19 protein-coding genes, 1 tRNA gene and 1 pseudogene are annotated in these 22,699 nt (G+C 74.0%); 9 read left to right on the plus strand and 12 right to left on the minus strand.

Features of this window, described 5'->3' with window-relative positions; translation table 11 throughout:
• Positions 1-160: 160 nt before the first annotated feature.
• Together ACIOGZ_RS15420 and ACIOGZ_RS15425 are read right to left on the minus strand one after the other, a co-directional pair.
• A complete protein-coding gene (locus tag ACIOGZ_RS15420; RefSeq protein WP_400986154.1) occupies positions 161-1,699 on the minus strand; it encodes an MFS transporter in 1,539 nt (512 codons plus the stop codon).
• A 77-nt stretch (positions 1,700-1,776) separates the two neighbouring features.
• Positions 1,777-2,154, minus strand: a complete 378-nt coding sequence (locus ACIOGZ_RS15425) for a nuclear transport factor 2 family protein (protein WP_363627818.1) — start codon at positions 2,152-2,154, stop codon at positions 1,777-1,779.
• Between the two features lie 192 nt (positions 2,155-2,346).
• Between ACIOGZ_RS15425 and ACIOGZ_RS15430 the strand changes: the two genes are divergently transcribed.
• Positions 2,347-5,085, plus strand: coding sequence for an AAA family ATPase (locus ACIOGZ_RS15430; RefSeq protein ID WP_400986156.1), 2,739 nt, complete (start codon positions 2,347-2,349; stop codon positions 5,083-5,085).
• Between the two features lie 237 nt (positions 5,086-5,322).
• Here the strand turns inward: ACIOGZ_RS15430 and ACIOGZ_RS15435 are convergent.
• Positions 5,323-5,396: transfer RNA gene (locus tag ACIOGZ_RS15435), tRNA-Pro, on the minus strand.
• Between the two features lie 100 nt (positions 5,397-5,496).
• Entirely contained in the window at positions 5,497-6,441 is a 945-nt protein-coding gene (locus tag ACIOGZ_RS15440; RefSeq protein WP_363579697.1) for a metallophosphoesterase, read from the minus strand.
• A 161-nt stretch (positions 6,442-6,602) separates the two neighbouring features.
• Between ACIOGZ_RS15440 and ACIOGZ_RS15445 the strand changes: the two genes are divergently transcribed.
• Positions 6,603-7,058: a GatB/YqeY domain-containing protein gene (locus ACIOGZ_RS15445; RefSeq protein ID WP_363627816.1), complete on the plus strand. Its 456-nt coding sequence runs from the start codon at positions 6,603-6,605 to the stop codon at positions 7,056-7,058.
• A 135-nt stretch (positions 7,059-7,193) separates the two neighbouring features.
• Here ACIOGZ_RS15445 and ACIOGZ_RS15450 read toward each other — a convergent pair whose 3' ends face one another.
• The gene (locus ACIOGZ_RS15450) at positions 7,194-9,590 is read right to left on the minus strand and encodes a transglycosylase domain-containing protein (RefSeq protein ID WP_400986158.1); all 2,397 of its coding nucleotides are present in this window, start codon (positions 9,588-9,590) and stop codon (positions 7,194-7,196) included.
• Positions 9,591-10,013: 423 nt separating this feature from the next.
• Between ACIOGZ_RS15450 and ACIOGZ_RS15455 the strand changes: the two genes are divergently transcribed.
• On the plus strand, positions 10,014-10,337 hold the full coding sequence (locus ACIOGZ_RS15455; RefSeq protein WP_030240986.1) for a WhiB family transcriptional regulator: 324 nt from the start codon (positions 10,014-10,016) through the stop codon (positions 10,335-10,337).
• A 203-nt stretch (positions 10,338-10,540) separates the two neighbouring features.
• Here the strand turns inward: ACIOGZ_RS15455 and ACIOGZ_RS15460 are convergent, their stop codons facing one another.
• Together ACIOGZ_RS15460 and ACIOGZ_RS15465 are read right to left on the minus strand one after the other, a co-directional pair.
• On the minus strand, positions 10,541-11,659 hold the full coding sequence (locus tag ACIOGZ_RS15460; RefSeq protein WP_363579928.1) for an ArsA family ATPase: 1,119 nt from the start codon (positions 11,657-11,659) through the stop codon (positions 10,541-10,543).
• 122 nt (positions 11,660-11,781) lie between these two features.
• Positions 11,782-12,864, minus strand: coding sequence for an ArsA-related P-loop ATPase (locus ACIOGZ_RS15465; protein ID WP_363579694.1), 1,083 nt, complete (start codon positions 12,862-12,864; stop codon positions 11,782-11,784).
• A gap of 208 nt (positions 12,865-13,072) precedes the next feature.
• Between ACIOGZ_RS15465 and ACIOGZ_RS15470 the strand changes: the two genes are divergently transcribed.
• The 5 genes from ACIOGZ_RS15470 to ACIOGZ_RS15490 all read left to right on the plus strand — a co-directional run bounded on the left by ACIOGZ_RS15470 (position 13,073) and on the right by ACIOGZ_RS15490 (position 15,724).
• Entirely contained in the window at positions 13,073-13,231 is a 159-nt protein-coding gene (locus ACIOGZ_RS15470; RefSeq protein ID WP_094743074.1) for a DUF4177 domain-containing protein, read from the plus strand.
• A complete protein-coding gene (locus ACIOGZ_RS15475) occupies positions 13,228-13,695 on the plus strand; it encodes a RidA family protein (RefSeq protein ID WP_063348662.1) in 468 nt (155 codons plus the stop codon). The genes ACIOGZ_RS15470 and ACIOGZ_RS15475 overlap by 4 nt, the downstream gene beginning before the upstream one ends.
• A gap of 64 nt (positions 13,696-13,759) precedes the next feature.
• Positions 13,760-14,626, plus strand: a complete 867-nt coding sequence (locus ACIOGZ_RS15480; RefSeq protein ID WP_363579693.1) for an NUDIX hydrolase — start codon at positions 13,760-13,762, stop codon at positions 14,624-14,626.
• A 97-nt stretch (positions 14,627-14,723) separates the two neighbouring features.
• Positions 14,724-14,894, plus strand: coding sequence for a hypothetical protein (locus ACIOGZ_RS15485; RefSeq protein ID WP_363579692.1), 171 nt, complete (start codon positions 14,724-14,726; stop codon positions 14,892-14,894).
• The gene (locus tag ACIOGZ_RS15490) at positions 14,891-15,724 is read left to right on the plus strand and encodes an MBL fold metallo-hydrolase (protein ID WP_363579691.1); all 834 of its coding nucleotides are present in this window, start codon (positions 14,891-14,893) and stop codon (positions 15,722-15,724) included. Before ACIOGZ_RS15485 ends, ACIOGZ_RS15490 begins: the two co-directional genes overlap by 4 nt.
• A gap of 117 nt (positions 15,725-15,841) precedes the next feature.
• Here the strand turns inward: ACIOGZ_RS15490 and ACIOGZ_RS15495 are convergent, their stop codons facing one another.
• Positions 15,842-16,516, minus strand: coding sequence for a Crp/Fnr family transcriptional regulator (locus ACIOGZ_RS15495; protein WP_030240972.1), 675 nt, complete (start codon positions 16,514-16,516; stop codon positions 15,842-15,844).
• Between the two features lie 152 nt (positions 16,517-16,668).
• The gene (locus ACIOGZ_RS15500) at positions 16,669-17,700 is read right to left on the minus strand and encodes a DUF5937 family protein (protein ID WP_400986160.1); all 1,032 of its coding nucleotides are present in this window, start codon (positions 17,698-17,700) and stop codon (positions 16,669-16,671) included.
• A 120-nt stretch (positions 17,701-17,820) separates the two neighbouring features.
• Between ACIOGZ_RS15500 and ACIOGZ_RS15505 the strand changes: the two are divergent.
• A pseudogene (locus tag ACIOGZ_RS15505) lies at positions 17,821-18,665 on the plus strand (isocitrate lyase/phosphoenolpyruvate mutase family protein).
• Between the two features lie 171 nt (positions 18,666-18,836).
• Here the strand turns inward: ACIOGZ_RS15505 and ACIOGZ_RS15510 are convergent.
• The 3 genes from ACIOGZ_RS15510 to ACIOGZ_RS15520 all read right to left on the minus strand — a co-directional run bounded on the left by ACIOGZ_RS15510 (position 18,837) and on the right by ACIOGZ_RS15520 (position 22,592).
• Positions 18,837-19,454, minus strand: a complete 618-nt coding sequence (locus ACIOGZ_RS15510) for an RraA family protein (protein WP_400986161.1) — start codon at positions 19,452-19,454, stop codon at positions 18,837-18,839.
• A 202-nt stretch (positions 19,455-19,656) separates the two neighbouring features.
• Positions 19,657-21,060, minus strand: a complete 1,404-nt coding sequence (locus ACIOGZ_RS15515; RefSeq protein ID WP_400986162.1) for a glutamate-cysteine ligase family protein — start codon at positions 21,058-21,060, stop codon at positions 19,657-19,659.
• A complete protein-coding gene (locus tag ACIOGZ_RS15520) occupies positions 21,057-22,592 on the minus strand; it encodes an FAD-dependent oxidoreductase (protein ID WP_363579686.1) in 1,536 nt (511 codons plus the stop codon). The genes ACIOGZ_RS15515 and ACIOGZ_RS15520 overlap by 4 nt, the downstream gene beginning before the upstream one ends.
• Positions 22,593-22,699 lie beyond the last annotated feature (107 nt).

Here is a 22,699-nt window from a genome sequence, read left to right on the forward strand (position 1 = left end):
GCGCGGGGCACCCCCGCCGCGGGGCGGGCGCTCCCCGGGCGGGGGGGGCGGCCCCGCGCCCCCCCCCCCCCCCCCGCCCGCCCCGTCCCTCCCACCCCCGTTCCCGGGAGCCCGTCCGCTCCTGTGAACCCGTCCGCTCGTGCGCGCCCGCTCGGTCCCGCTAGCCCTTCCGCGGCAGCAGCCGGACCAGGCCCACCAGCACCAGCTCCAGCGCCGCCAGCGCCGTCACGCTGCGGCCGAACGCGGCCGCCGGGTCGCCTCCGCCGTAGTAGAGCAGGCCGATCAGTGCGATGCCCAGCGCCCCGCCGACCTGCTGCACGGTGGCCAGCACCCCGGCGGCCGACCCGACCAGCTGGGGCTCGACCCCGGCCAGCACCACGGAGGTCACCGGGGCGATCACCAGGCCCATCCCCAGGCCGTCCACGAACAGCCCCGGCGTCAGCCACCACACGCTTCCGCCCGGCGCGCCGTACACCGCGAGGGCGAGCAGGCCCAGCCCGACGGCCATCAGCAGCCCGCCGACGGCGATCGTCCGGGCCCCGCCGAGCCGGGCGGCGACGCGGTGGGTGGCGTTGGAGGTGAGCAGGTAGCCGAGGCCGATCGCCGTGAACACCAGCCCGGCGCCGAGCGCGTCCAGGCCGCGGCCCAGCTGGAGGTACAGGGCGAGCACCAGGAAGAAGGACGCCTGGCCGAGCCAGAAGGCGAGCTGGGCGAGCAGACCGGCGCCGAAGGCCCTGGTCCGGAACAGCCGGGTGTCGACCAGCGGGGCGGCGGGGCCGGAGCCGCTGCCGGAGTCGGGGGCGGTGGCGGAGCCGGAGCCGGGGGCGGTGGCGCGGGTCCGGGTGCGGTGCTGATGCACCACGAAGCCGGCCAGCAGGGCGACCGCGCCGCCCAGGCAGAGCCAGGTCCACAGCGGCCAGCCCTGCGCGGGGCCCTGGATCAGCGGCAGCACCAGGGCGGTCAGCGCGGTGGTGACCAGCAGCACGCCCACCGGGTCCAGGCCCGGCCGTTGCGGGGCGCGCGACTCCGGCAGGCAGCGGCGGACCAGGGCCAGAGCGGCCAGGCCGATCGGCAGGTTGATCAGGAAGCAGCTGCGCCAGCCGAGGCCGAAGAGGTCCGCCCGGATCAGCAGCCCGCCGATCAACTGGCCGAACACCGCGCCGACGCCCATGGTCAGCCCGTACCGGGCGAAGGCCCGCGCCTGCGCCGCGCCGCTGAACGCCGTCCGCAGGATCGCCAGCACCTGCGGGCCCATCAGCGCCGCCGCCAGACCCTGCACCACCCGGGCGCCGACCAGCGCGGCGGCGGTGGGGGCGAGGCCGCAGCCCGCGGAGGCGAGGGTGAACAGGGCCAGGCCGAGCCCGAACACCCGGCGCCGGCCGTACCGGTCGCCGAGTCGGCCGGCGGTGACCAGGCCGGCCGCGAGGGCCAGGCTGAATCCGGCGATCACCCACTGGACGGCGGCCGGTCCGGCGCCCAGGTCGGCCTGGACGGACGGGACGGCGACGTTGACGACGAAGAAGTCGAGGGCGGTCATGAAGGTGGCGGTCAGGACGACCGCCAGCAGGCCGCGCGGGGCGCCGGCCGCCGCCTCGGCCCCGGGCGCGGTGGTGCTCGCGGCGGTGCCCGCGGTGCCGGGCGCATTGTCGGGCGCATTGCCGGTCGCGGTCGATGGGCGGGCGGTCAGGGCGGAGCTCATCTCGGCTTCTCCTCAGTGGGGTTGGGGGGAGTGGGTCGGGGGCGGTGGGGGTCGCCCCCGACCCGTCCGGCCTGCCGTCAGGCGCCCGGGACGCGGTCCAGGAAGCCGTACACCGAGCCGATCCGCCCGTCCGGCGAGGCCACCAGGACGTCGAAGCCGATCACCACCGGCTCGGCGCCGGCCGGCCCGAGGTTCCAGGTGAACCGGGCGATGTCGTGGTGCGCGTCCACCGGGCCGAGGGTGAACTCCAGCCCGGGGAACTGGGCCTGGGCCGCGCCGATCAACGCGTCGATCGCGTCCCGGCCGGCGACGGCGGCCAGCGGGTCGGTGTACCGGCCGTCCACGGCCCACACCTCGTCGATCAGCTTGCGGCGGGCGCCCGGGTCGGTCTCGTTCCAGACCGCGAGGTAGCGCTCGGCGAGCTGCTGGAGGGCGGTGGTGGTGATCTCGGTCATGGTCTTCTCCCGTGTCCCGGTGGGTGGTTGAGCGGCTCGTTCCCGCTGCTCACCAAGGTAGGGACGGGCCGGCGCGGGCGAATCAGTCACGTATCGGCATGGGGGTACGTAGCGTCCGGCGGGGGGTACGTAGGTGTGCTCGGCGGGCCCGCCCGCACCTGCGGCCGGGAGGGCCTCGGTAGGGTCGGGGGCATGCTGTACGGGAGGGAACACGAACAGTCCGTCGTGGCGGGACTGTTGGACGCGGCACGCGAAGGCCGCAGCGGGGTGCTGCTGCTCCGGGGCGAGCCCGGGATCGGCAAGACCGCGCTGCTGGACCACGCCGTCGGGCGGGCGGGCGAGGCGTTCCGGGTGATCCGGGCGGCGGGCGTCGAGTACGAGGCGGAACTGCCCTTCGCCGGGCTGAGCCTGCTGCTCGCGCCCGGCCTCGACCGGCTGCACGCCCTGCCCGGGCCGCAACGGCGCGCCCTGGAAGCGGCGTTCGGACTCTCCGAGGAAAGCGCCCCGGTCGACCGGCTGCTGGTCGGGCTCGCCACCCTCGGACTGCTCGCCGAACTCGCCACCGAACAGCCCCTGTTGTGCGTCCTCGACGACGCACAGTGGCTGGACGACGCCTCCCTCGACGCCCTGCTGCTGGCCGCCCGCCGGCTCCAGGCCGAAGGAGTCGCCCTGCTGCTCGCCGCCCGCACCGGCGGCGGCGCACCGGAACTCCCGACCACGGGCTTCCCCGAGCTCCGGCTGACCGGCCTGCCCGAGCCCGACGCCGCCCGGCTCCTGGACCACCGGGCCGGCCCCGGCCTGCCCGCCGCCGTCCGCGATCGGCTGCTCGTCGAGGCGGCCGGCAATCCGCTCGCCCTCACCGAACTCCCCATCGCCGCCGGGACGCAGGCGAACACCCACGGCTCGCCGCCGCCCGCGCCCGGTGGCCTGCCGCTCACCAGCCGGCTGCTGATCGCCTTCCACGGCCAGGTCACCGGCCTGCCCCCGGCCACCCAGACCCTCCTGCTGGTCGCCGCCGCCGAGGAGACCGGCGAGCTCGACGTCGTCCTGCCCGCCGCGGCCGCCCTCGGCGTCCCCGCCGAACACCTCGGCCCCGCCGAGGAATCCGGCCTGGCGAGCGTCACCCCCGACCGCCGGATCGCCTTCCGCCACCCGCTCCTGCGGGCTGCCATCCTGCAACGCGCCCCGCACCACCAGCGGCTGGCGATTCACCAGGCCATCGCCGGAGCACTGCCGGACGGCGACCGCCGCACCTGGCACCAGGCCCACGCCGCCACCGCCCCCGACGCCGCCCTCGCCGACGCGCTGGAACGCACCGCCGTCCGCGCCGAGGCCCGCGGCGCCCACGGCGGCGCCGCCGCCGCGTACGAGCGGGCCGCCCGGCTCACCCCGGACCGCGACGCCGCCACCCGCCGCCTCGTCCTGGCCGCCGAAGCCGCCACCGAAGAAGGGAAGTTGGTGCGGGCCGAGACGCTCGCCGACGAGGCCGGGGCCCGCACCGACAACCCCCTGGCACACGCACTGCTCGACCAGGTCCGGGCCACCGCGCACTTCTGGCGCGGCTCCTACCCGACCGCCTACCGGCTGCTGCTCGACGCCGCCGGCACCGCCATCGAGGCGCCGCACGCCGCCCGGATGCTGTTCCAGGCCTTCCACACCGCCTGGTACGCGGGCGAGGAGCCGGTGATCGCCGTCCTCGACCGGCTGGCCGCGCTACCGCTCGCCGACGACGACCCGCTCGCCCCGCTCGCCCGCCACCTGCCCGCCGCCGTACTCCCCGCCCTCGGCCGGCCCGCACCACAGCCGCCCGCCGCCCGCGACACCGCCGCGGCAGCCCGCAAGGCCGGCGCCGAAACCCCCGTCGACCTCGTCCAACTCTGCGGCGCCACCCTCATCCTCGGCCGCGACGACGAGACCGCCGAACTCGGCGGCGAACTCGTCACCGAAGCCCGCGCCAAGGGCACCATCGGTGTGATGCCCACCCTCCAGTTCTTCCTCGCCGAGGCCGAACTCTTCCACGGCCGCCACCGCGACGCCGAAGTCACCGCCACCGAAGCCCTCGCCCTCGCCCGTGACACCGGCCAGCACCAGTGGACCAGCCAACTCACCGCGCTCCTCGCCTACCTGGCGGCCCTCGACGGTGACACCGACCGCTGCACCCGGCTCACCGCCGAATCCCTCGCCACCACCGGCCCGCAGACCGCCGCCCCCGCGGCCGGCCGCCCCTGGGCCCACTGGGCACTCGCCCTGCTCGACCTCGGCCACGGCCGCGCCGGCGACGCCGCCGACCGCCTGCACACCCTCACCACCGGCCCCCACCGGCACCACGTCAGCGCCACCCGGGCCGTCCCCGACCTGGTCGAAGCCGCCGTCCGGTTCGGCACCCCCGAGCGCTCCGCCGAACCCTACGAACGCTTCGCCCGCTGGAGCGCCGCCGCCGACCGCCCCTGGACCGAAGCGCTCCGACTCCGCTGCCAGGCCCTGCTCGGCCCCGACGAACTCGCCGAATCCGCCTACCGCGCCGCCCTCGACCTCCACGAAGGCACCCACCGCCCCTTCGAGCAGGCCCGCACCGCCCTCCTCTACGGCGAATGGCTGCGCCGCTCCCGCCGCCGCACCGACGCCCGCCCCCACCTGCGCGCCGCCCTCGAAACCTTCGAACGCCTCGCCGCCCACCCCTGGGCCGCCCGCGCCCGCACCGAACTCACCGCCACCGGCACCCCGGCCCCCACCACCAGCCCCACCGGCACCCCCGACTCCCCCCTCACCCCCCAGGAACTCCAGATCGCCCGCCTGGCCGCCCAAGGCCTCACCAACCGCGAGATCGCCGCCCAACTCTTCCTCAGCCCCCGCACCGTCGCCCACCACCTCTACAAGGCCTACCCCAAACTCCACATCACCTCCCGCACCGACCTCCCCACCACCCTCTGACACCCCACCCACACCAAAGGGCCCTCCCGAACACCTCCGGCAGGGCCCTGCTCTCCACTCGCCGACGCCGCACCCACCTCCGTCACCGCCCCCCGATCCCAGGGAACTCCGCGAGGGCTGCGGCACAGGAGGGTGCTCCACACTGAGGCTCGGTCACTCAGTCGGTCACGCACAACGTTGGTCACGCACAACGCCAGAGGGCCCACCGGATTTCTCCGATGGGCCCTCTGTACTGGGTCGGGGTGGCGGGATTTGAACCCACGGCCTCTTCGTCCCGAACGAAGCGCGCTACCAAGCTGCGCCACACCCCGGTCCTGCGGTTTGTTGCTCCGTCTCCTTCGCAACGAGTAGAACTCTACCGGACGCTCGCCGAGACACGAAATCCGGTTCTTGGCGGGCGTCCGGTGCAGGTCAGCGGGGGGCCGGGGTGAGGGTGAGGAGGGTTGCCTCGGGGGGGCAGGCGAAGCGGACGGGGGTGTAGCGGTTGGTGCCGCAGCCGGCGGAGACGTGGAGGTAGGAGCGGCGGCCGCCGGCCTGGTGGGTGGAGAGGCCCTTGACCCGTCGGGCGTCGAGGTCGCAGTTGGTGACCAGGGCGCCGTAGAAGGGGATGCAGAGCTGGCCGCCGTGGGTGTGGCCGGCCAGGATCAGCGGGTAGCGGTCGGCGGTGAAGGCGTCGAGGACGCGCAGGTAGGGGGCGTGGACGACGGCGAGGGAGAGGTCGGCGTCGGGGGAGGGGCCGCCGGCGACCTCGCTGTAGCGGTCGCGGCGGATGTGCGGGTCGTCGAGGCCGGTGAATTCGAGGTCGAGGCCGCCGATGGTGAGCCGGCCGCGGGTGTTGGTGAGGTCGAGCCAGCCGGCCGCGTCGAAGCCGTCGCGGAGCTTCTCCCACGGGTTGTGGACGGCGCCGGTGATGCCGCGGCGGCCGGTGCCGTCGGCGTTGTTGAGGCCGTGGGCGCCGCTGCGCATCGCCTGGAGGTAGCGGGCCGGGTTCTTGCGGGCCGGGCCGTAGTAGTCGTTGGAGCCGAAGACGTAGACGCCGGGGAAGTCCATGAGGGGCCCGAGCGCGTCCAGGGCGGCGGGGACCCCGAGGGGGTCGGAGAGGTTGTCGCCGGTGTTGACGACGAGGTCGGGGCGCAGGCCGGCGAGGCTCTGCAGCCAGCGCTGCTTCTTGCCCTGCCCGCTCACCATGTGGATGTCGGAGACCTGCAGTACCCGGATGGGCCGGGCGCCGTGGGGCAGGACGGGGACCTCGACCCGGCGGAGCCGGAAGGAACGGACCTCGTACCCGACGGAGTAGGCGAGGCAGGCGGCGCCGGCGGCGGCGAAGCCGAGGGGAACGGAGTACAGCGGTCGCATCGCTCCATGCTCTCAGACGGTGGATCAGCCGGTGAACGTCCGGTGGCCGTGCGCGGATACGGGGCCGCAGGCGGGTCCGCTACGTGCCAGCGGGCCCGTTGCCTGCCGCCGGGCCGGTTAATGGCAAGCGACCGAACGTCGCAGGTGGGAGACTCGGGGCCATGACGACGCTCAAGGCGAAGCTGCACGAGGACCTCACGGCCGCGATCAGGGACCGGGACGAGCTGCGCTCGTCCACCATCCGGCTCACGCTGGCCGCCGTCACCAGCGAGGAGGTGGCGGGTAAGGCGAAGCGCGAGCTGTCCGATGACGAGGTGCTGAAGGTGATCGGCCGCGAGGCGAAGAAGCGCCGGGAGGCGGCGGAGGCGTTCGACACCGCCGGCCGGGTGGAGCAGGCGGCCCGGGAGCGCGAGGAGGGCGAGGTGCTGGCGGGGTACCTGCCCAAGCAGCTCTCCGACGAGGAGCTGACCGCGATCGTGGCGGACGCCGTCGCCGAGAGCGGGGCGGCCGGTCCGCAGGCGATGGGCGCCGTGATGAAGCTGGTGAAGCCGAAGGTGGACGGCCTGGCGGAGGGCGGCCGGGTGGCCGCCGCGGTGAGGGCGGCGCTGACGGGCTGAGCCCCGCCGCCAGGCCCGAAGGGCGCCAGCTGGCCAGGGCCCGGATGGCACCGTCCGCCGAGCCCGAAGGGGCGCCCTCCGAGAGTGATCTCGGAGGGCGCCCCTTCGTCGTGTCGTGCCCGGGTCGGGGGCCGGTCAGCCGTTGTTGCCGCCGTGCTTGCCGCCGTTGCCGTTTCCACCGTTGCCGCCGTTGTTCCCGCCGATGACGCCCGGCGGGAAGGTGAACCCGCCGCCGATCATCCCGCCGGCGTTGTTGCTGCCGCCGCCGGGGTTCCCGCCCGGGTTGCCACCGGGGTTGCCGCCCGGGTTCCCGCCCTGGGGCGGCGGGTTGCCGCCGGGCTGCTGCTGGGCGGGGTCGGCCGGCGGCGTGGCCCCGCCGGTCTGGTTGGCGTTGGGGTCGGTCTTGGGCGCCGGGTCCGGGATGTTGATGGTCTGGATCTGCTCCGGGGACGAGCCCTTGAGGGCCTGGTTCATCGCGAGCTGCCAGATCGGACCGGGGCCGTCGGCGCCGAACACCTCGTCGAAGTGCTTGCCGCCGATGTTGATGTTCTTCATCTTGACGCCGCCGGCCGGGCCGCCGAGCCAGACGGAGGTGGCCAGCGACGGGGTGTAGCCGCTGAACCAGGCGGCCTTCTTCTCGTCGGTGGTACCGGTCTTGCCGGCGATCTGCCGGCCGTCGTCGAGCTTGAGCGCGGCCGCGGTGCCCTTCTCGGTCACGTTGAGCAGGACGGTGTTGAGGGCGTCCGCGGTCTGCTCGGAGAAGGCCTGGCTGCAGGTGGTCTGCGGGACCTTGACGTCCTTGCCGTCGACCGTGCTGATCTTGTTGATCGCGATCGGGGTGCAGTACTTGCCGCGGGCCGCGAAGGTCGCGTAGACGTTCGACATGGTCAGCGGGCTGAGCTCCAGGGTGCCGAGGACCATCGAGGGGACCTCCTGGAAGGCGTCGCCCTTGGCGGACTGGGTGATGCCCAGCTTGTTGGCCATCTGCTTCATCGCGCAGAGGCCGACCTGCTGTTCCATCTGCACGAAGTAGGTGTTGACCGAGAGGGCCATGGCCTGCTTGAGCTCGTACGGGCCGATCTCGCCGGCCGACTCGTTCTTCACCGTGGCCTTGGGCTTGTCGGTGTTCCTCCAGGTGCCCGTGCAGGTGGTCATCTGCGGGTAGTCGATCTTGTTCTCGGAGGGGAACGGCTGGGTGGGCGACAGGCCCGACTCCAGGGCCGCCGCAGCGAGGATCGGCTTGAACGTCGAGCCGGTCTGGAAGCCGTTGCCGCCGCCCATCGCGGAGTCGACGTTGAGGTTGACGACGGTCTGGTTCTTGTTCGGGTCCAGGCCGTACGGGCGGGTCTGGGCCATGGCCAGGATCTTGCCGGTGCCGGGCTCCATCATGGTCGCGGCGGCCGAGACCGTGTCCGTCACGTTGACCTTCTTGGTGACGGCGTTCTGGGCGGCGGCCTGCTTGTCCGGGTCCAGCGTGGTGTAGATGTTGAGGCCGCCGGTGTCCCACAGCTTCTTGCGGTCGGCGGCGCTCTTGCCGAACGCCGGGTCCTGCTTGACCACGTGGCGCACGTAGTCGCAGAAGAAGCCCATGCCGGCCTGGGCGGTGATGCAGCCGTTCTGCGGGTCCTTGAACTTCAGGCCCAGCGGGGCGGCCTTGGCCTCCTTGGCCTGGTCCGGGGTGATGTGCTTGTTCTCGAGCATCTTGTCGATCACGACGTTGCGGCGCTTGACCGTGTTGTCGGGGTAGCGCACCGGGTCGTAGGACGACGGGTTCTGCACCATGCCGGCCAGGGTGGCGGCCTCGGCGACGGTCAGGTCCTTGTTGCTCTTGCTGAAGTAGCGCTGGGAGGCGGCTTCGATGCCGTAGGCCTGGTGGCCGTAGAAGGTGATGTTGAGGTAGTTGGTGAGGATCTGGTCCTTCGACAGGTCCTCTTCCAGCTTGATCGCGACCTTGAGCTCCTGGATCTTGCGACCCAGGGTCTTGCGCTGCGCCTCCAGCACCGCGGCCTGGTCGTCGCCGGCCTTCTCGACGTTGACGTTCTTCACGTACTGCTGGGTCAGCGTCGAGGCGCCCTGCGAGGTGGTGCCGCTCTCGGCGTTCTTGCCGATGGCGCGGAGCACGCCCTTGAGGTCGACGGCGCCGTGCTCGTAGAAGCGGGCGTCCTCGATGTCGACCTGGGCGTGCCGCATGAACGGTGACATCTGGTCGGCGGTGAGGACGGTGCGGTCGCGCTCGTACACCTTGGCGATCAGGCCGCCCTTGGCGTCGAAGATCTGCGTCGCCTGGGTGAGCGGCGGGGTCTTGAAGTCGTCGGAGATGTTGGAGAAGCTCTCCGCCGTGTCCTTGGCGGTCAGCCCGATGGCGCCGACGGCGGGCAGGGCGAGGCCTGCCAGCAGGACTCCGGAGAGCACGCTGACGCCCAGGAACTTCACTCCGTGTCCCGCGATGTCGAGCGGCGACTCGCGGCGCTTATCGCGCGGAGCTCCGGTGTTGCCTGGGGGCTGGGATGCCTGGGGGCGCTTCGGTGCCATGAGGAGAACCCTACGTCGCGGAATCCCGCCCACAGGGGCAGGTGTTCCCCTACGCTTGTCACAAGCTTGCGACAGCTTCGGTGCGTCAACACCATTCACTCTTGTGAGTGCAGAGACTTGCCCGAATTGCCCGATATTAGAGGGTTTTTGAGGCAGCTGTGGCCTGCTGTACCCGTGTGAACGGTAGCGCTCCGTGATGACACGCGTGGCGAGAGTTGCCGCGTCGCGATTGACAAGGCTTGCGACCTGCGATCACTCCAACGAGTGAGCTGACCGGTACCCATAGTCCAATCGGGTCATTCGAGATTGAGCCCGGAGGGGCTGTTGCTCGCTGTCGTTCTTCCGTAACGTCCTCAACTGGCAACGGTGAATATGCCGTTGCCGCCGTGGGGGAGCCTCGATACGGGAGAGGACGGCGCCGGGATGGGCTGGGTTGACGACTGGAGTGCGCAGGCCGCCTGCCGCACGAGTGATCCGGACGAGTTGTTCGTCCAGGGGGCGGCGCAGAATCGCGCCAAGGCGGTGTGCAGCGGTTGCCCCGTCCGCACGGAGTGCCTGGCGGACGCACTGGACAACCGGGTCGAGTTCGGGGTCTGGGGCGGGATGACGGAGCGCGAGCGCCGGGCGCTGCTGCGCCGCCGCCCGACGGTCATCTCGTGGCGGAGACTGCTGGAGACGGCCCGCACCGAGTACGAGGAGTCGCTCGCGACCGGCGTGATACTGACGGACTACGCCCAGGCGGGCTGAGCACACCGGCGCGGTGCGGACCCGCGCCGTGGCAGACCGGTGCCGGGGGGCCATCGGGCTGAGGACATCGGTGCCCAGCGCACCCGTGTCCGGCGCACCCGCGCCGAGGACGTTCGCGCCGAGGACGTTCGGGCTGAGGACATCCGTGCCGACGACGTTCGCGCCGGGCGCACCGGTGTTGGGCGCCCGGGTCGGGCCGGTGCCTACGCGGTGCCGCTGAGCCGGTCCCCGATGGCGCGCAGCCCGTCCAGGTCGTGCACGTCGCCCGGCAGCGCGGCGACCTCCACGATCGGCACGTCCGGGTACACGGAGACGAAGCGGTCGCGGGTTCGGCGCTCCCGCCCCATGATCTGCATCCGTTCGGCGTGCAGCCTCAGCAGCCCGGCCGCGAGCAGTTCGGCCTCGGGCGAGGCGTGCTCCGAGCCGTTCTCCTCCAGCGCCTCGGCGGCCGCCAGCGCCCGTTCCGCGGTGAGCTGCGGCGCGCCCGAGCCGTGCACCCGGTTGAGCACCAGACCGGCCAGCGGCATCCGGTCCGCGGCGAGCCGGTCGACGAAGTACGCCGCCTCGCGCAGCGCGTCCCGCTCCGGCGCGGCCACCACCAGGAACGCCGTGCCCGGCGCCTTGAGCAGCTGGTACGTGCGGTCGGCGCGCTCGCGGAAGCCGCCGAACATCGAGTCCATCGCGCTGACGAAGGTCTGCACGTCGGTGAGCAGCTGGGCGCCGAAGATCTTGCCCAGGGTGCCGGTGATCAGGCCCATGCCGGCGTTGAGGAACCTCATCGCACTGCGGCCGCCGACCTTGGCCGGGGCGGTCAGGATCCGGATCACCCGGCCGTCGAGGAAGGAGCCGAGCCGGTTGGGCGCGTCCAGGAAGTCCAGTGCGGAGCGGGACGGCGGGGTGTCGACGACGATCAGGTCCCATTCCTCGGCATCGCGCAGCTGCCCGAGCTTCTCCATCGCCATGTACTCCTGCGTGCCCGCGAAGCCGGCCGACAGGGACTGGTAGAACGGGTTCTCCATGATCGCCTTGGCCCGTTCGGGCTCGGCGTGGGCGAGCACGACCTCGTCGAAGGTCCGCTTCATGTCGAGCATCATGGCCTGCAGCTCGCCGTTGCCGGTGACCCCCTTGACGACCCGGGGGGTGTTGTCCAGCTCGGTCAGGCCCATCGACTGGGCGAGCCGGCGGGCCGGGTCGATGGTCAGAACGACGACCTTGCGGCCGCGTTCGGCGGCCCGCAGGCCGATCGCCGCGGCGGTGGTGGTCTTGCCGACGCCGCCGGAGCCGCAGCAGACGATGATCCTGGTCCTCGGGTCGTCGATCAGCCCGTCGACGGCGAGCCGGCTGCCGGCGGCCCGGACACCGCTGCCGCCGTCGCCGACCCCACCGCTGCTACCGCCGCCGTGGGCCCGGCCGGCCCCGCCGTTCCCGCTGGTTCCGTTGGTGGTCACGCCGCCCCCTGCCGCTTCAGTTCGCCCGCCAGCCGGTACAGCCCGCCGAGGTCCACGCCCTCGCCCAGCAGCGGCAGTTCGTACGTGGGGAGCCGCAGCTGCTGGAGGTCGGCGCGCTGCTCGCGCTCCAGCTCGACCCGCTCGGCGTGCTCCCTGGCCTGCTCCAGCAGCGGGTCGAGCAGCGGCTCCACCGCCGCCCGGACCGTCTCCGGCTTGCGCGAGCGCCCGCCGAGCCCGGCCTCGCCGAGGGCCAGGGCGACCTCCTCGCGGTGGTTCCCGTCCACCGCGGCCACCGCCGCGGCGTCCAGCACCGGCGGCCGGACCATGTTGACCATCACCCCGCCCACCGGGAGCCTGGCCTCGCGCAGCTCGGCGAAGCCGTCGACCGTCTCCTGCACCGGCATCTCCTCCAGCAGGGTGACCAGGTGCACCGCGGTCTCCGGCGACTTCAGCACCCGCATCACGGCCTGTGCCTGGGTGTGTATCGGCCCGATCCGGGCCAGCCCGGCGACCTCGGCGTTCACGTTCAGGAACCGGGTGAGCCGCCCGGTCGGCGGCGCGTCCATCACGACCGCGTCGTAGCGGCGGCGGCCGTCCGGGCCCTTGCGCCGGGCCGCCTCGCAGGCCTTGCCGGTGAGCAGGACGTCCCGGACGCCGGGCGCGATGGTGGTCGCGAAGTCGACGAAGCCGACCTTCTGCAGCGCCTTGCCGGCCCGGCCGAGCTTGTAGAACATCTCCAGGTACTCGAGCAGCGCCTGCTCGGGGTCGATGGCCAGCGCGAGCACCTCGCCGCCGCCTCCGCCGCCCCCGTCGTCGGGGGGCAGGCCCAGCTGGGCGCGGGAGACCGCGGCGATCCGGCGCTCCTCGTACGGGAGGGCGGCGATGCCGAACAGCTCGGCGATGCCCTGGCGCCCCTCGACCTCGATCAGCAGCACCCGGCCGCCGTCGGCGGCGAGCGCCAGCGCCAGCGCGGCGGCCAGCGTGGTCTTCCCGGTGCCGCCCTTGCCGCTGACCACGTGCAGCCGGACGCCCTCCCAGTCGGGGTCGCGCCGGGCCGCCTGGCCGGGGGTGCGTGCCACGCTCCGTCTCCGTCCGTCTCGTGGGCCGGGGCCGCTCCGTCGGCCGGCCCGAACTACCGGTGCCCTCTCGCGAGGGTAACCAGGGAGCGCGCCGGATGCCCGGAGCACCAGGGGGGCCGGGCCTGAATCATGCCCCCTTTGTGGGCCACCTCACACGCCGGTCCGTGGGCGGCGCCGATCGCCGTGGCCGCTCGTCTAGAGTCTGGCCATGACCAAGTGGGAATACATGACGGCGCCTCTGCTCGTACACGCCACCAAGCAGATCCTGGACAACTTCGGCGAGGACGGCTGGGAGCTCGTCCAGGTCGTGCCGGGCCCGAACCCGGAGCAGCTGGTGGCCTACTTCAAGCGGGAGAAGAACGCATGAGCAAGGTCGAGGCCAAGCTCGCCGACCTGGGTCTGACCCTGCCGCCGGTGGCCGCTCCGGTCGCCGCGTACGTGCCGGCCCTGCGCTCGGGCGAGTTCGTGTTCACCTCCGGCCAGCTGCCGGTCGTCGGCGGCAAGCTGCCGAGCACCGGCAAGGTCGGCGCGGAGGTCTCCCCGGAGGAGGCCAAGGAGCTCGCGCAGACCTGCGCGCTGAACGCGCTGGCCGCGATCAAGTCGGTGATCGGTGATCTGGACCAGATCGAGCGGGTCGTGAAGGTGGTCGGCTTCGTCGCCTCCGCCCCCGACTTCACCGGTCAGCCGGGCGTGATCAACGGTGCCAGCGAGCTGCTGGGCAAGGTGCTGGGCGAGGCCGGGGTGCACGCCCGCAGTGCGGTCGGCGTCGCGGTGCTGCCGCTGGACGCCCCGGTCGAGGTCGAGCTCCAGGTGCGCGTCAAGAACAGCTGAGCGTGATCGCGAAAGGCGGGGTTGGGCCTGTCCAACCCCGCCTTCGTACGCTTAGCATCCGGGCATGGACCATCGAGCGACGACGCTCCCGATGCCGCCCGGTTGGCCCGCCCGGATCCGGGCGGTCGACTCCGGCGTGCTGACCCCGCCGGTGCCCAGGCTGGCCGCGACGGTCGTGCTGCTGCGCGACGCGGCCGCCGGGCCGCAGGCGTACCTGCTGCGCCGGCGCACCTCGATGGCCTTCGCGGCCGGCATGTACGCCTACCCGGGCGGCGGGGTGGATCCGCGCGACGCCGAGGTGGAGACGGGCTGGGCCGGACCGGCGCCCGAGGAGTGGGCGCGACGGCTCGGGGTGGACGCCCGGACGGCACGGGCGGTGGTCTGCGCGGCCGTCCGCGAGACCTTCGAGGAAGCCGGCGTCCTGCTGGCCGGCCCGGACGCGGACAGCGTCGCCGCGCCGCGCGACTGGAGCGCCGAGCGGGCGGCGCTGGAGGCGCACGAGCTGTCCTTCGCCGAGTTCCTCCGCGACCACGCTCTGGTGCTGCGCAGCGACCTGCTGGGCGGCTGGGCCCGCTGGGTCACCCCGGAGTTCGAGGAGCGCCGCTACGACACGTGGTTCTTCGTCGCGGTGCTGCCGGCCGGGCAGAGCGCGGCCCTGGAGGTCGGCGAGGCCGACCGGGTGGCCTGGCTGACGCCCGCCGAGGCCGTTCTCGGCTACCGGGAGGGCCGGTTCGGGATGCTGCCGCCGACCGTGACGGTGCTGCGCGAGCTGGCGCCGGTGCGCACCGCCGCGGAGGCGCTGACCGCGGCCTCCGGGCGGTCGCTGGAGCCGGTGCTGGGCCGGGCCGAGGTCCGGGGCGACCGGATGACGGTCCGCTGGCCCGGGTACGACGAACTGACCATCGACGGGGACTTCCCCGAGGACGCCTGACCGACCGGCGCCGCCCTCGTCGGCACTGTCGCCCGACGACGCCGACGACGCCGACGACGCCGCCGAACAGACTCGAAACAGAGAGGACCGACGCCCGATGACCCACAACGCCGTGGCTCGCCGGACGGCACCCGAGCTGCCCGCCCGCCGCCTGATCCCCCGTACCCCGGCCTGCGAGAGTCCGGTCCCGTTCGTCGAGGCCCAGCGGCCGCTCGTCCGGGTCCTGCCGCTCAGGGCCCTGCACCGGCCCGGCGGGGACAACCGGTGAGCGGGCTCCTGCCGGGCGACCCGGCCGCCACCATCGACGGCGAGGCCACGGCCCGGGCGCTGTGCGTGCTGGCGCCCAACCCGTCGCCGATGACGCTGGACGGCACCAACACCTGGCTGCTCTCCGAGCCCGGCTCGGACCTCGCCGTGGTGGTCGACCCCGGCCCGCTGCACGAGGGCCACCTGCGCCGGGTGGTCGACCTCGCGGAACAGCAGGGCAAACGCGTCGCGCTGACCCTGCTCACCCACGGCCACGCCGACCACTCCGAGGGCGCGGCCCGCTTCGCCGAACTCACCGGCACCGAGGTGCGCGCGCTGGACCCGGCGCACCGGCTGGGCTCCGAGGGCCTGGTCAACGGCCAGCGGCTGGACGTCGGCGGCCTCGACCTGCGGGTGGTCGCCACCCCCGGCCACACCTCGGACTCGCTGACCTTCCACCTGCCCGCCGACGCCGCGATCCTCACCGGCGACACCGTCCTCGGCCGTGGCACCACGATGGTCGCCCACCCCGACGGTCGGCTCGGCGACTACCTGGACTCGCTGCGCCACCTGCACACGATGGCCTCCGCGCACGGTGTGCGGACGGTGCTGCCCGGCCACGGTCCGGCGCTCGCGGACGCGCTCGGCGCCGTCGACTACTACCTCGCCCACCGGGCCAACCGGCTCGCCCAGGTGGAGACCGCGGTCGAGGCCGGCTGCCGGACCGCGGACGAGGTGGTGGCCCGGGTCTACGCCGACGTCGACCGGGCGCTCTGGCCGGCCGCCGAGCTCTCGGTCCGGGCGCAGCTGGAGTACCTGGAGGAGCACGGGCTGATCCCGGGCCTCGACTGATCCCGTCGCGCGCGGGGCGGGCAACGGAACGCCGAAGGGGAACGCCGAAGGGCCCGTCCGAGCGGACGGGCCCTTCGGCGTTTACGGCGTGAAGGCGTGAAGACGTGCGCGCCGAGGTCAGCGCGAGCGGCGCGACAGCCGCTCGACGTCCATCAGCACCACCGCGCGCGCCTCCAGCTTCAGCCAGCCGCGGCCGGCGAAGTCGGCGAGCGCCTTGTTGACCGTCTCGCGGGAGGCGCCGACCAGCTGGGCCAGCTCCTCCTGGGTGAGGTCGTGGGCGACGTGGATGCCCTCCTCGGACTGCACGCCGAACCGGCGGGAGAGGTCCAGCAGGGCCTTGGCGACGCGGCCGGGCACGTCGGAGAAGACCAGGTCGGACATCACGTCGTTGGTCCGGCGCAGGCGGCGGGCGATGGCCCGCAGCAGCGCGATGGAGACCTCGGGGCGGGCGTGCAGCCAGGGCTGCAGGTCGCCGTGGCCCAGGCCGAGCAGCTTGACCTCGGTCAGCGCGCTGGCGGTCGCGGTGCGCGGGCCCGGGTCGAACAGCGACAGCTCGCCGATCATCTCGCTGGGGCCGAGGACGGCGAGCATGTTCTCGCGGCCGTCCGGCGAGGCGCGGTGCAGCTTGACCTTGCCCTCGGCGACGACGTACAGCCGGTCGCCCGGGTCGCCCTCGTGGAACAGCGACTCACCACGGGCGAGGGTCACCTCGGTCATGGAAGCGCGCAGCTCGCCGGCCTGTTCGTCGTCGAGTGCCGCGAAGAGTGCGGCGCGCCGCAGAACGTCGTCCACGTGCTTCCTCCTTCTCGGCCGTTCGGCGGGTGGGCCGTCCGGCGCAAGTTCCGTACCGTGCTCTGCATCACCAAGCATGGCGCATGTCGCTCCGATCATATGAGGAGGGGGTGTGCCGAGGTGTGCGGTGCGGGGCCATTCGTACCGGCGGGTCACCGGGTGGGGCGTCGCGGGGGCGGCACCGGGTCGAACGCGTCATCGGACGGTTCGAACAGTGAATCGCCCACCGCCGTACGGGCGTAGAGGACGCTGTGACCGGTCCGGTGGGCGCTGGTCAGACCCGCCGCGCGCAGGGCGGTCAGGTGCTGCGATACGCCGGCGGCGGACAGACCGGTGCGGCGGGCCAGCTCGGTGGTCGAGGCCGGGGAGTCCAACTCGGCCAGCAGCCGGGCCCGGGACCGGCCCAGGACGGCGGCCAGCGCGTCCGGGCGCCCGTTCGGGCGCGGCTCCCACAGGGTGGCCGCGCCGCGCGCCGGGTAGCTCAGCTGCGGCGGGTCCGGCGGCAGCACCCGGGTCAGCACCCGCGGCCAGGCGAAGGCGGACGGCAGGAGCAGCAGCCCGGCCCCGGCGCTCAGCCGGGCGACCGCGCAGTGCCGCCGCTCCAGACGCAGCGCCGGGCCGTCCCAGCGGACCGTCTCGTGCAGGTCGTCCAGCATCCGCGCGGTGCCGTGCTCGGCGGCCTGCCGGGAGCGGTGGAACACGTCCGCCTCCAGCAGGGCGCGGATCCGGGCCCAGTACGGGGCGAGCGCGAGCTGCCAGTACGCCTCGATCTCGGCGGTGAGCCGGGGCAGCTGCGCCGCCGGGTCGCGGTACAGCGGCTCCAGGACGGGCGGCAGGCGGCCGCCGGCCTCGGCGGCGAGGATGTCCAGGTCGGCGCGGACCTGCCCGGCGCCGGTGGCGGCGATCGCGGCCAGTTCGTCGGCGAGGGCGGGGGAGAAGCCCGCCGGTGCGGGGTTGAGGAAGTCGGGCAGGTGGCCGACGGCCGGGACCATGACGGCCAGCCGGCCGCGGTCGAGTCCGGTGGCGGCCAGCCGGTCGCGGACCTGGTCGGCCCAGCGGCGGTGCAGCGCGGGGACGGGGGAGTGGGCGAGGGCGCGGAGGCTGGTCACCACCTCCTGCAGGGGGGAGAGGGCGAAACGGGTCAGCGCCAGGTCGTTCGCGGAGAAGTGCAGTGCCGTCCGCATGCCGGGCCCCTCCCAGAAGATTCGGGCCCAGCTTAATCAGTGGTGACCCGCCCGGGCCGGGCCGCACGATGCGGGGGAACCGAGGCAGCACCCGACGGCACGGAAGAACGGTGACCCCGCATGTCCATTCCCCCTCAGGCCCCCACCCCCACCCCCACGCCGCGCGAGCGGGCGCTGCGGCTGCGGGAGCTCGTCGTGGACGGCCCGCTCGTCCTGCCCAACGCCTGGGACGCGGGCAGCGCCGCCGTCATCGCCTCGGCCGGCGCCCCGGCGATCGCCACCACCAGCGGCGGCGTCTCCTGGTCGCTCGGCCACGGCGACGGCCACCGGCTGGACCGGGCGCAGGCCGTCGAGGCGGCCCGCCGGATCGTCGCGGCCGTGGACGTGCCGGTCACCGTCGACGCCGAGGGCGGCTACGGGCCGACGCCCGCCGACGTGGCCGCGACCGTGGCGGCACTGGTCGGGGCGGTGCCGTCGGCGTCAACCTGGAGGACTCGACGGCCGTCGGCGGCCCGCTGTTCCCGGTGGCCGAGCAGGCCGACCGGCTGCGGGCGGCCCGGACGGCGGCGGCCGCGGCCGGGCTGCCCGAGCTGGTGGTCAACGCCCGCACCGACGTCCTCCTGTTCGGGCTGGGCGGCCTCGACGACGTGTTGGCCCGGGCCGAGGCCTACGCCGAGGCGGGCGCCGACGGCCTGTTCGTCCCCGGGCTGCTGGACCTCGACGCCCTCGCCGGGCTGTGCGAGCGCTCCCCGCTGCCGGTGAACGCCATGGCCGTCGCGGGCGGGCCGACCGTCGCCGAACTCGCCGCCACGGGGGTGCGGCGTGTCAGCGTCGGCACCGGGCTCGCCCAGCTCGCGTACACCGCGGCGCGCCGCGCGGCCGCCGAACTGCTCGGCGCCGGGACGCTGGCGGAGCTGGACGGCGCGCTCGGCTTCGGCGAGCTGAACGGGCTGTACCGGGGCTGACCACGGGCCCGCCGGGAGCACGGCCGCTCGGCCCCGTTCACCCGGCCCGTTCACCCGCCCCGTTCACCCGCCCTGTTCACCCGCCCTGTTCACCCGCCCTGTTCACCCGCCCTGTTCACCCGCCCTGTTCACCCGGGCCGTTCACCCGGGCCGGGCTCGCCGGGCAGGGGGTCAGCCGGTGAAGCCCAGCTCGCCGAGGGTCTTCTCGATCCGGGTGCGGTGCGCCGCCTCCCAGTCGTCCAGCGTCTCGGCGGCCTCCTTGGCCAGCTTGGCGCGGGCCGCCTCCAGGGCCTCGGCACGTCGGTCGGCGGGCACCACCACGACCCCCTCCTCGTCGGCCACCACGATGTCACCGGCCGACACCAGCACGCCGCCGCAGCGCACCCGGGCGCCGTGCGTGCCGAGCTCCCGCTTGGCCCCCGGGATCGGGATCACGCCGCGGGCGAAGACCGGGAAGCCCAGCTCCCGCACCTCGCCCAGATCCCGGATCAGGCCGTCGGCGACGAACGCCACGACGCCCCGGCGCTGCGCGACGGCGCACACGTTGCCGCCGGCCAGCGCGTAGTCCAGGTCTCCCGACTCGACGACGATCACGGTGCCCGGCTCGGCCCGGTGGATCGCCGCGTGCAGCATCAGGTTGTCGCCGGGCGGGCACTGCACGGTGAACGCCGGGCCGGCCACCCGCGGCGCCCCCGCCCACAGCGGACGGATGCCGATGTCCATGACCTGGGCGCGCCCGAGCACGTCGGCCAGGGTGGTGGTGGGGATGTCCTTGAAGTCCTGGTCCATGCTTCCTCGTTCTTCGGTGGGCAGGCGGCGGCCGGCCGCCGCCGGTCACGCTAACCCGCGACGGTTCGGGCGAGGAAGGCCCTTCGGCCGGAGAACTGCACCGGCTCGGGCGCGGTGGGCGGCGTCGCCGTGCACCCGCGCACCCGCGCACCCGGGCGGCCGTGCCGGGCGGCCGTGCCGGGCGGCCGTGTCGGACGGGGGCTCAGACGCGGAAGGCCGCGACGTAGCGGCGGGGGTCGCGGCGGAGGTCGGTGTCCCAGCGGGCCGTGCACTGCTCCGCGAAGGTCTGCCCGGTGCGCAGCACCTCGTCGAGCGGGTCGAGGTAGTCCAGCACCTTCGGCTGTTCCAGGCCGGCGCGGACCCGGGCCCGCAGGCCTGCCCGGGCGAGCCGGACGAGTTCCGCCGCGAGTTCGCGGACCCGGTCGCCGCCGAGCAGGGTGTCCAGGCCGTCGGCGGGGAGCCGGGCCTTCGCCGCGCGGTGCTCCGCCACGCCGTGGTGGCGCAGCAGTTCCCAGGCCGCCGTCCGCGACGGGGGGTGGTAGGCGAGCCCCGCCCACAGCGCCGGTACGGCCGGGATGTGCGGGTATGGCGGGCCGTCCCCGGCCCGCAGTTCCAGGGTCCGGCGGACTCTGACGTCCGTCCAGATCTGCGACATGTGGGAGACCCAGTGGTCGAAGGTCGGCATGGTGCCGTCGTCGAAGCCCTGCCGCAGGATCTCGGCGAACGGCCGGTCGGGGGCGAGCCGGTACCGTCCGTCCGGGTCGCGGTAGTAGATCATCGGGATCCCCAGCGCCCAGTCGATGACGTCGTCGGCGGTCACGTCGGGCCGCAGCGCGGGCGGCAGGACGCCGCAGCGGCGCGGGTCCATCCGCAGCCAGTTCTGCGACCTGTGCGAGAGCAGCCCGTTCGATCGGCCGCCCTGGAGCGGCGAGTTGACGAGGAGTGCGGCGACCACCGGGGACGCGGCGGTCAGCATCCGCAGCTTCTGGGTGAAGTCCTCGTCGGACAGGTAGTCCAGGTGCACCTGGGTGGACAGCGACATCGACATGATCTTCGGGGCCCCGCTGCCGGCCTCGCCGATCCGGTCGAAGAAGTCGCGCATGACGGCACCGCGGAGCATCGGCACCCAGGAGACGGTGTCGAGCCGGTCGAAGGGGAGGTTGCCGCCGGGCAGGAGGGCCAGGCCGAAGCGCCCGACGAGTTCCGCGAGGCGCTCCATCGTGGCCCGCATGTCGTCCACGGCCGTGGCCAGGTCGGCGGCCGGGGCGGAGGAGTACTCGACCTGGCCGCCGTGTTCGAGCGTGATCTGGGCGGTGTCCGCCAGGTCCACGCCGGTCAGTCGACCGTTGTCGCGCCGGTCCGTGCCGCCCCATTCGGCGAGGACGGCCTCCAGGACGGCCCGGACGCCGTTCCTCCCCTCGTAGGGGGCGGCCAGCCCGGTCTCCGGGTCGACGATGCCGTTCTCGATCTCCAGCCCGATCCGCTCGGTCGCGGACGCCGCCGGGGCGAGCAGCGGTCCGAGGTCGTCGCGGCGCAGCGCCGCTCCCGTCGCCGGGCCGCCGCTCTGTTCGCCGGGTCGGCGCCGGGGCGCCGGTGCCGCGCTCACCCGGCCCGCAGCCGGGCGGTGTCGTCGGCGTGCTGCCCCCGGTCGATCACCTGGCCGACCACGGCCAGGGCCGACTGGGCGGCGCCCTGCATCCAGGCGTGCGCTCCGGACAGGTGCTCTCCGGCGAAGAAGATCCTCGGGTCGTCGGTCGGGTGCGGGGCGCCGAGCCCGGTCAGGTACCGGGTGTGCTCGCCGGGCGCGAGGTGGGCGAAGGCGCCGCCGCCCATGCCGACCTGGTCGTCCCAGTTCCAGTGCACGATGTCGTCCGCGTCGCGGAGGATGCCGGGGTGCAGCCGTTCCAGGCACTTCAGGACCAGCAGGTCGCGGTCGGCCGGCGGCAGGGTGGTGAAGCGGCGGGCGTTGGCCCCCCACAGGTAGGCGCCGACGAGCACCGCGGGCTCGTGGGAGCGCTGCGGGTCCCGGGCGGCCCAGCGCCTGCCGACGGTGCTCCCGTTGGTCCGGCCGTCGACGGGCCGGGCGTTGTCCGACGGGTACCAGCACTGCTGGATCGGCATGTCGGTGAAGCTGCCGCCGCCGAAGATCCGGTCGTCCAGTTCCCAGCCGCGCCGCTTGGTGTGGACGAGCGTCTTCGTGCTGCTGGCGTAGCTGATGCCGCGGATCGCGTGGCGCTGGTGGTGGGGCAGGCCGGGCCGGAAGCTGATCTGGTCGAGGGCGGGGACGGGGACGCAGCAGACGACGAAGTCGACGTCCTCGGTGATCGTGCCGCCGAGGCGCCGCCCGTGCACCCGGACGCCCCGGCGGGTCAGCGAGAGTTCGTCGATCTGGGTGGACAACTGGAGGGTCCTCGGCCGCAGCCGGCGTACGAACGCGTGCACCAGGCGGTCGGTGCCGTCGACCAGTTCCACCTGGCCCGCGTGGAACAGGCCGAAGTAGTCGACGAGGACCTCCAGCAGGGAGGACTGCTCGTAGTGGACCAGGCCGCTGGCGTGGCCGAGGAGGTCCCAGGCGTCCTGTGACAGGTGCTCGTGGACGTACTGCCACAGCGACACCGAGACGAGCCGGTCGAGCGCCGGGTCGTCCCAGTGGCCGTCCAGCACCCGCCGGCGCTGGTCGGGGGTGAGCGTCTCCCAGGCGGCCGTCAGCAGCCGGTCCAGGATCCGCACCGGGTCCTGCTTCTCGGCGGCGCGCAGCGCGTACGCCGGGTGCAGCGCGTGCACCTCCTGGACGCGGGCACGACGGCCGCGCAGGTGGTAGTAGGCGTCCGGGTTGAAGTTGACGAACGGCCTGGTCCGCAGGCCGAACTGGGACACGTAGTGGAGGACGCAGTGGTGGTTCCCGGGGATGCGCATGGCGCCCAGGTCGGCGTGCGTGCCGTCCCAGAAGCGGTGCGTGCGCACCCGTCCGCCGGGTTGGTTCGACCGCTCGTACAGGACGATGCCGAAGCCCCGGCGCTGGAGCTCGTAGGCGGCGACGAGGCCCGCCACCCCGGCCCCGATCACCGCGACGCGTCCGGTGGCGCCGGTCACCGGGCGCAGCAGGCCGCTGGGAAAGGCGAAGCTCTCGTCGAACATGGGCACCTCGCGTCGTCGTAGCCCTCAGCCTGGGGCAGCCCGCCGTCGCGAGCCACCAGACCGCGCCCATCCGAAGGTCGGTCCGCGGCTCCCGCGGGCTCCGGTGA

Source organism: Kitasatospora sp. NPDC088160 (genome assembly GCF_044741445.1).
GTDB lineage: Bacteria > Actinomycetota > Actinomycetes > Streptomycetales > Streptomycetaceae > Kitasatospora.

What these genes read in the sequence shown, in the direction of transcription:
- ACIOGZ_RS15420 (WP_400986154.1), bottom strand. Translation starts at nt 1,699, where the DNA reads ATGAGCTCCGCCCTGACCGCCCGCCCATCGACCGCGACCGGCAATGCG.
- ACIOGZ_RS15425 (WP_363627818.1), bottom strand. Translation starts at nt 2,154, where the DNA reads ATGACCGAGATCACCACCACCGCCCTCCAGCAGCTCGCCGAGCGCTAC.
- ACIOGZ_RS15430 (WP_400986156.1), top strand. Translation starts at nt 2,347, where the DNA reads ATGCTGTACGGGAGGGAACACGAACAGTCCGTCGTGGCGGGACTGTTG.
- ACIOGZ_RS15440 (WP_363579697.1), bottom strand. Translation starts at nt 6,441, where the DNA reads ATGCGACCGCTGTACTCCGTTCCCCTCGGCTTCGCCGCCGCCGGCGCC.
- ACIOGZ_RS15445 (WP_363627816.1), top strand. Translation starts at nt 6,603, where the DNA reads ATGACGACGCTCAAGGCGAAGCTGCACGAGGACCTCACGGCCGCGATC.
- ACIOGZ_RS15450 (WP_400986158.1), bottom strand. Translation starts at nt 9,590, where the DNA reads ATGGCACCGAAGCGCCCCCAGGCATCCCAGCCCCCAGGCAACACCGGA.
- ACIOGZ_RS15455 (WP_030240986.1), top strand. Translation starts at nt 10,014, where the DNA reads ATGGGCTGGGTTGACGACTGGAGTGCGCAGGCCGCCTGCCGCACGAGT.
- ACIOGZ_RS15470 (WP_094743074.1), top strand. Translation starts at nt 13,073, where the DNA reads ATGACCAAGTGGGAATACATGACGGCGCCTCTGCTCGTACACGCCACC.
- ACIOGZ_RS15475 (WP_063348662.1), top strand. Translation starts at nt 13,228, where the DNA reads ATGAGCAAGGTCGAGGCCAAGCTCGCCGACCTGGGTCTGACCCTGCCG.
- ACIOGZ_RS15480 (WP_363579693.1), top strand. Translation starts at nt 13,760, where the DNA reads ATGGACCATCGAGCGACGACGCTCCCGATGCCGCCCGGTTGGCCCGCC.
- ACIOGZ_RS15485 (WP_363579692.1), top strand. Translation starts at nt 14,724, where the DNA reads ATGACCCACAACGCCGTGGCTCGCCGGACGGCACCCGAGCTGCCCGCC.
- ACIOGZ_RS15500 (WP_400986160.1), bottom strand. Translation starts at nt 17,700, where the DNA reads ATGCGGACGGCACTGCACTTCTCCGCGAACGACCTGGCGCTGACCCGT.
- ACIOGZ_RS15510 (WP_400986161.1), bottom strand. Translation starts at nt 19,454, where the DNA reads ATGGACCAGGACTTCAAGGACATCCCCACCACCACCCTGGCCGACGTG.
- ACIOGZ_RS15520 (WP_363579686.1), bottom strand. Translation starts at nt 22,592, where the DNA reads ATGTTCGACGAGAGCTTCGCCTTTCCCAGCGGCCTGCTGCGCCCGGTG.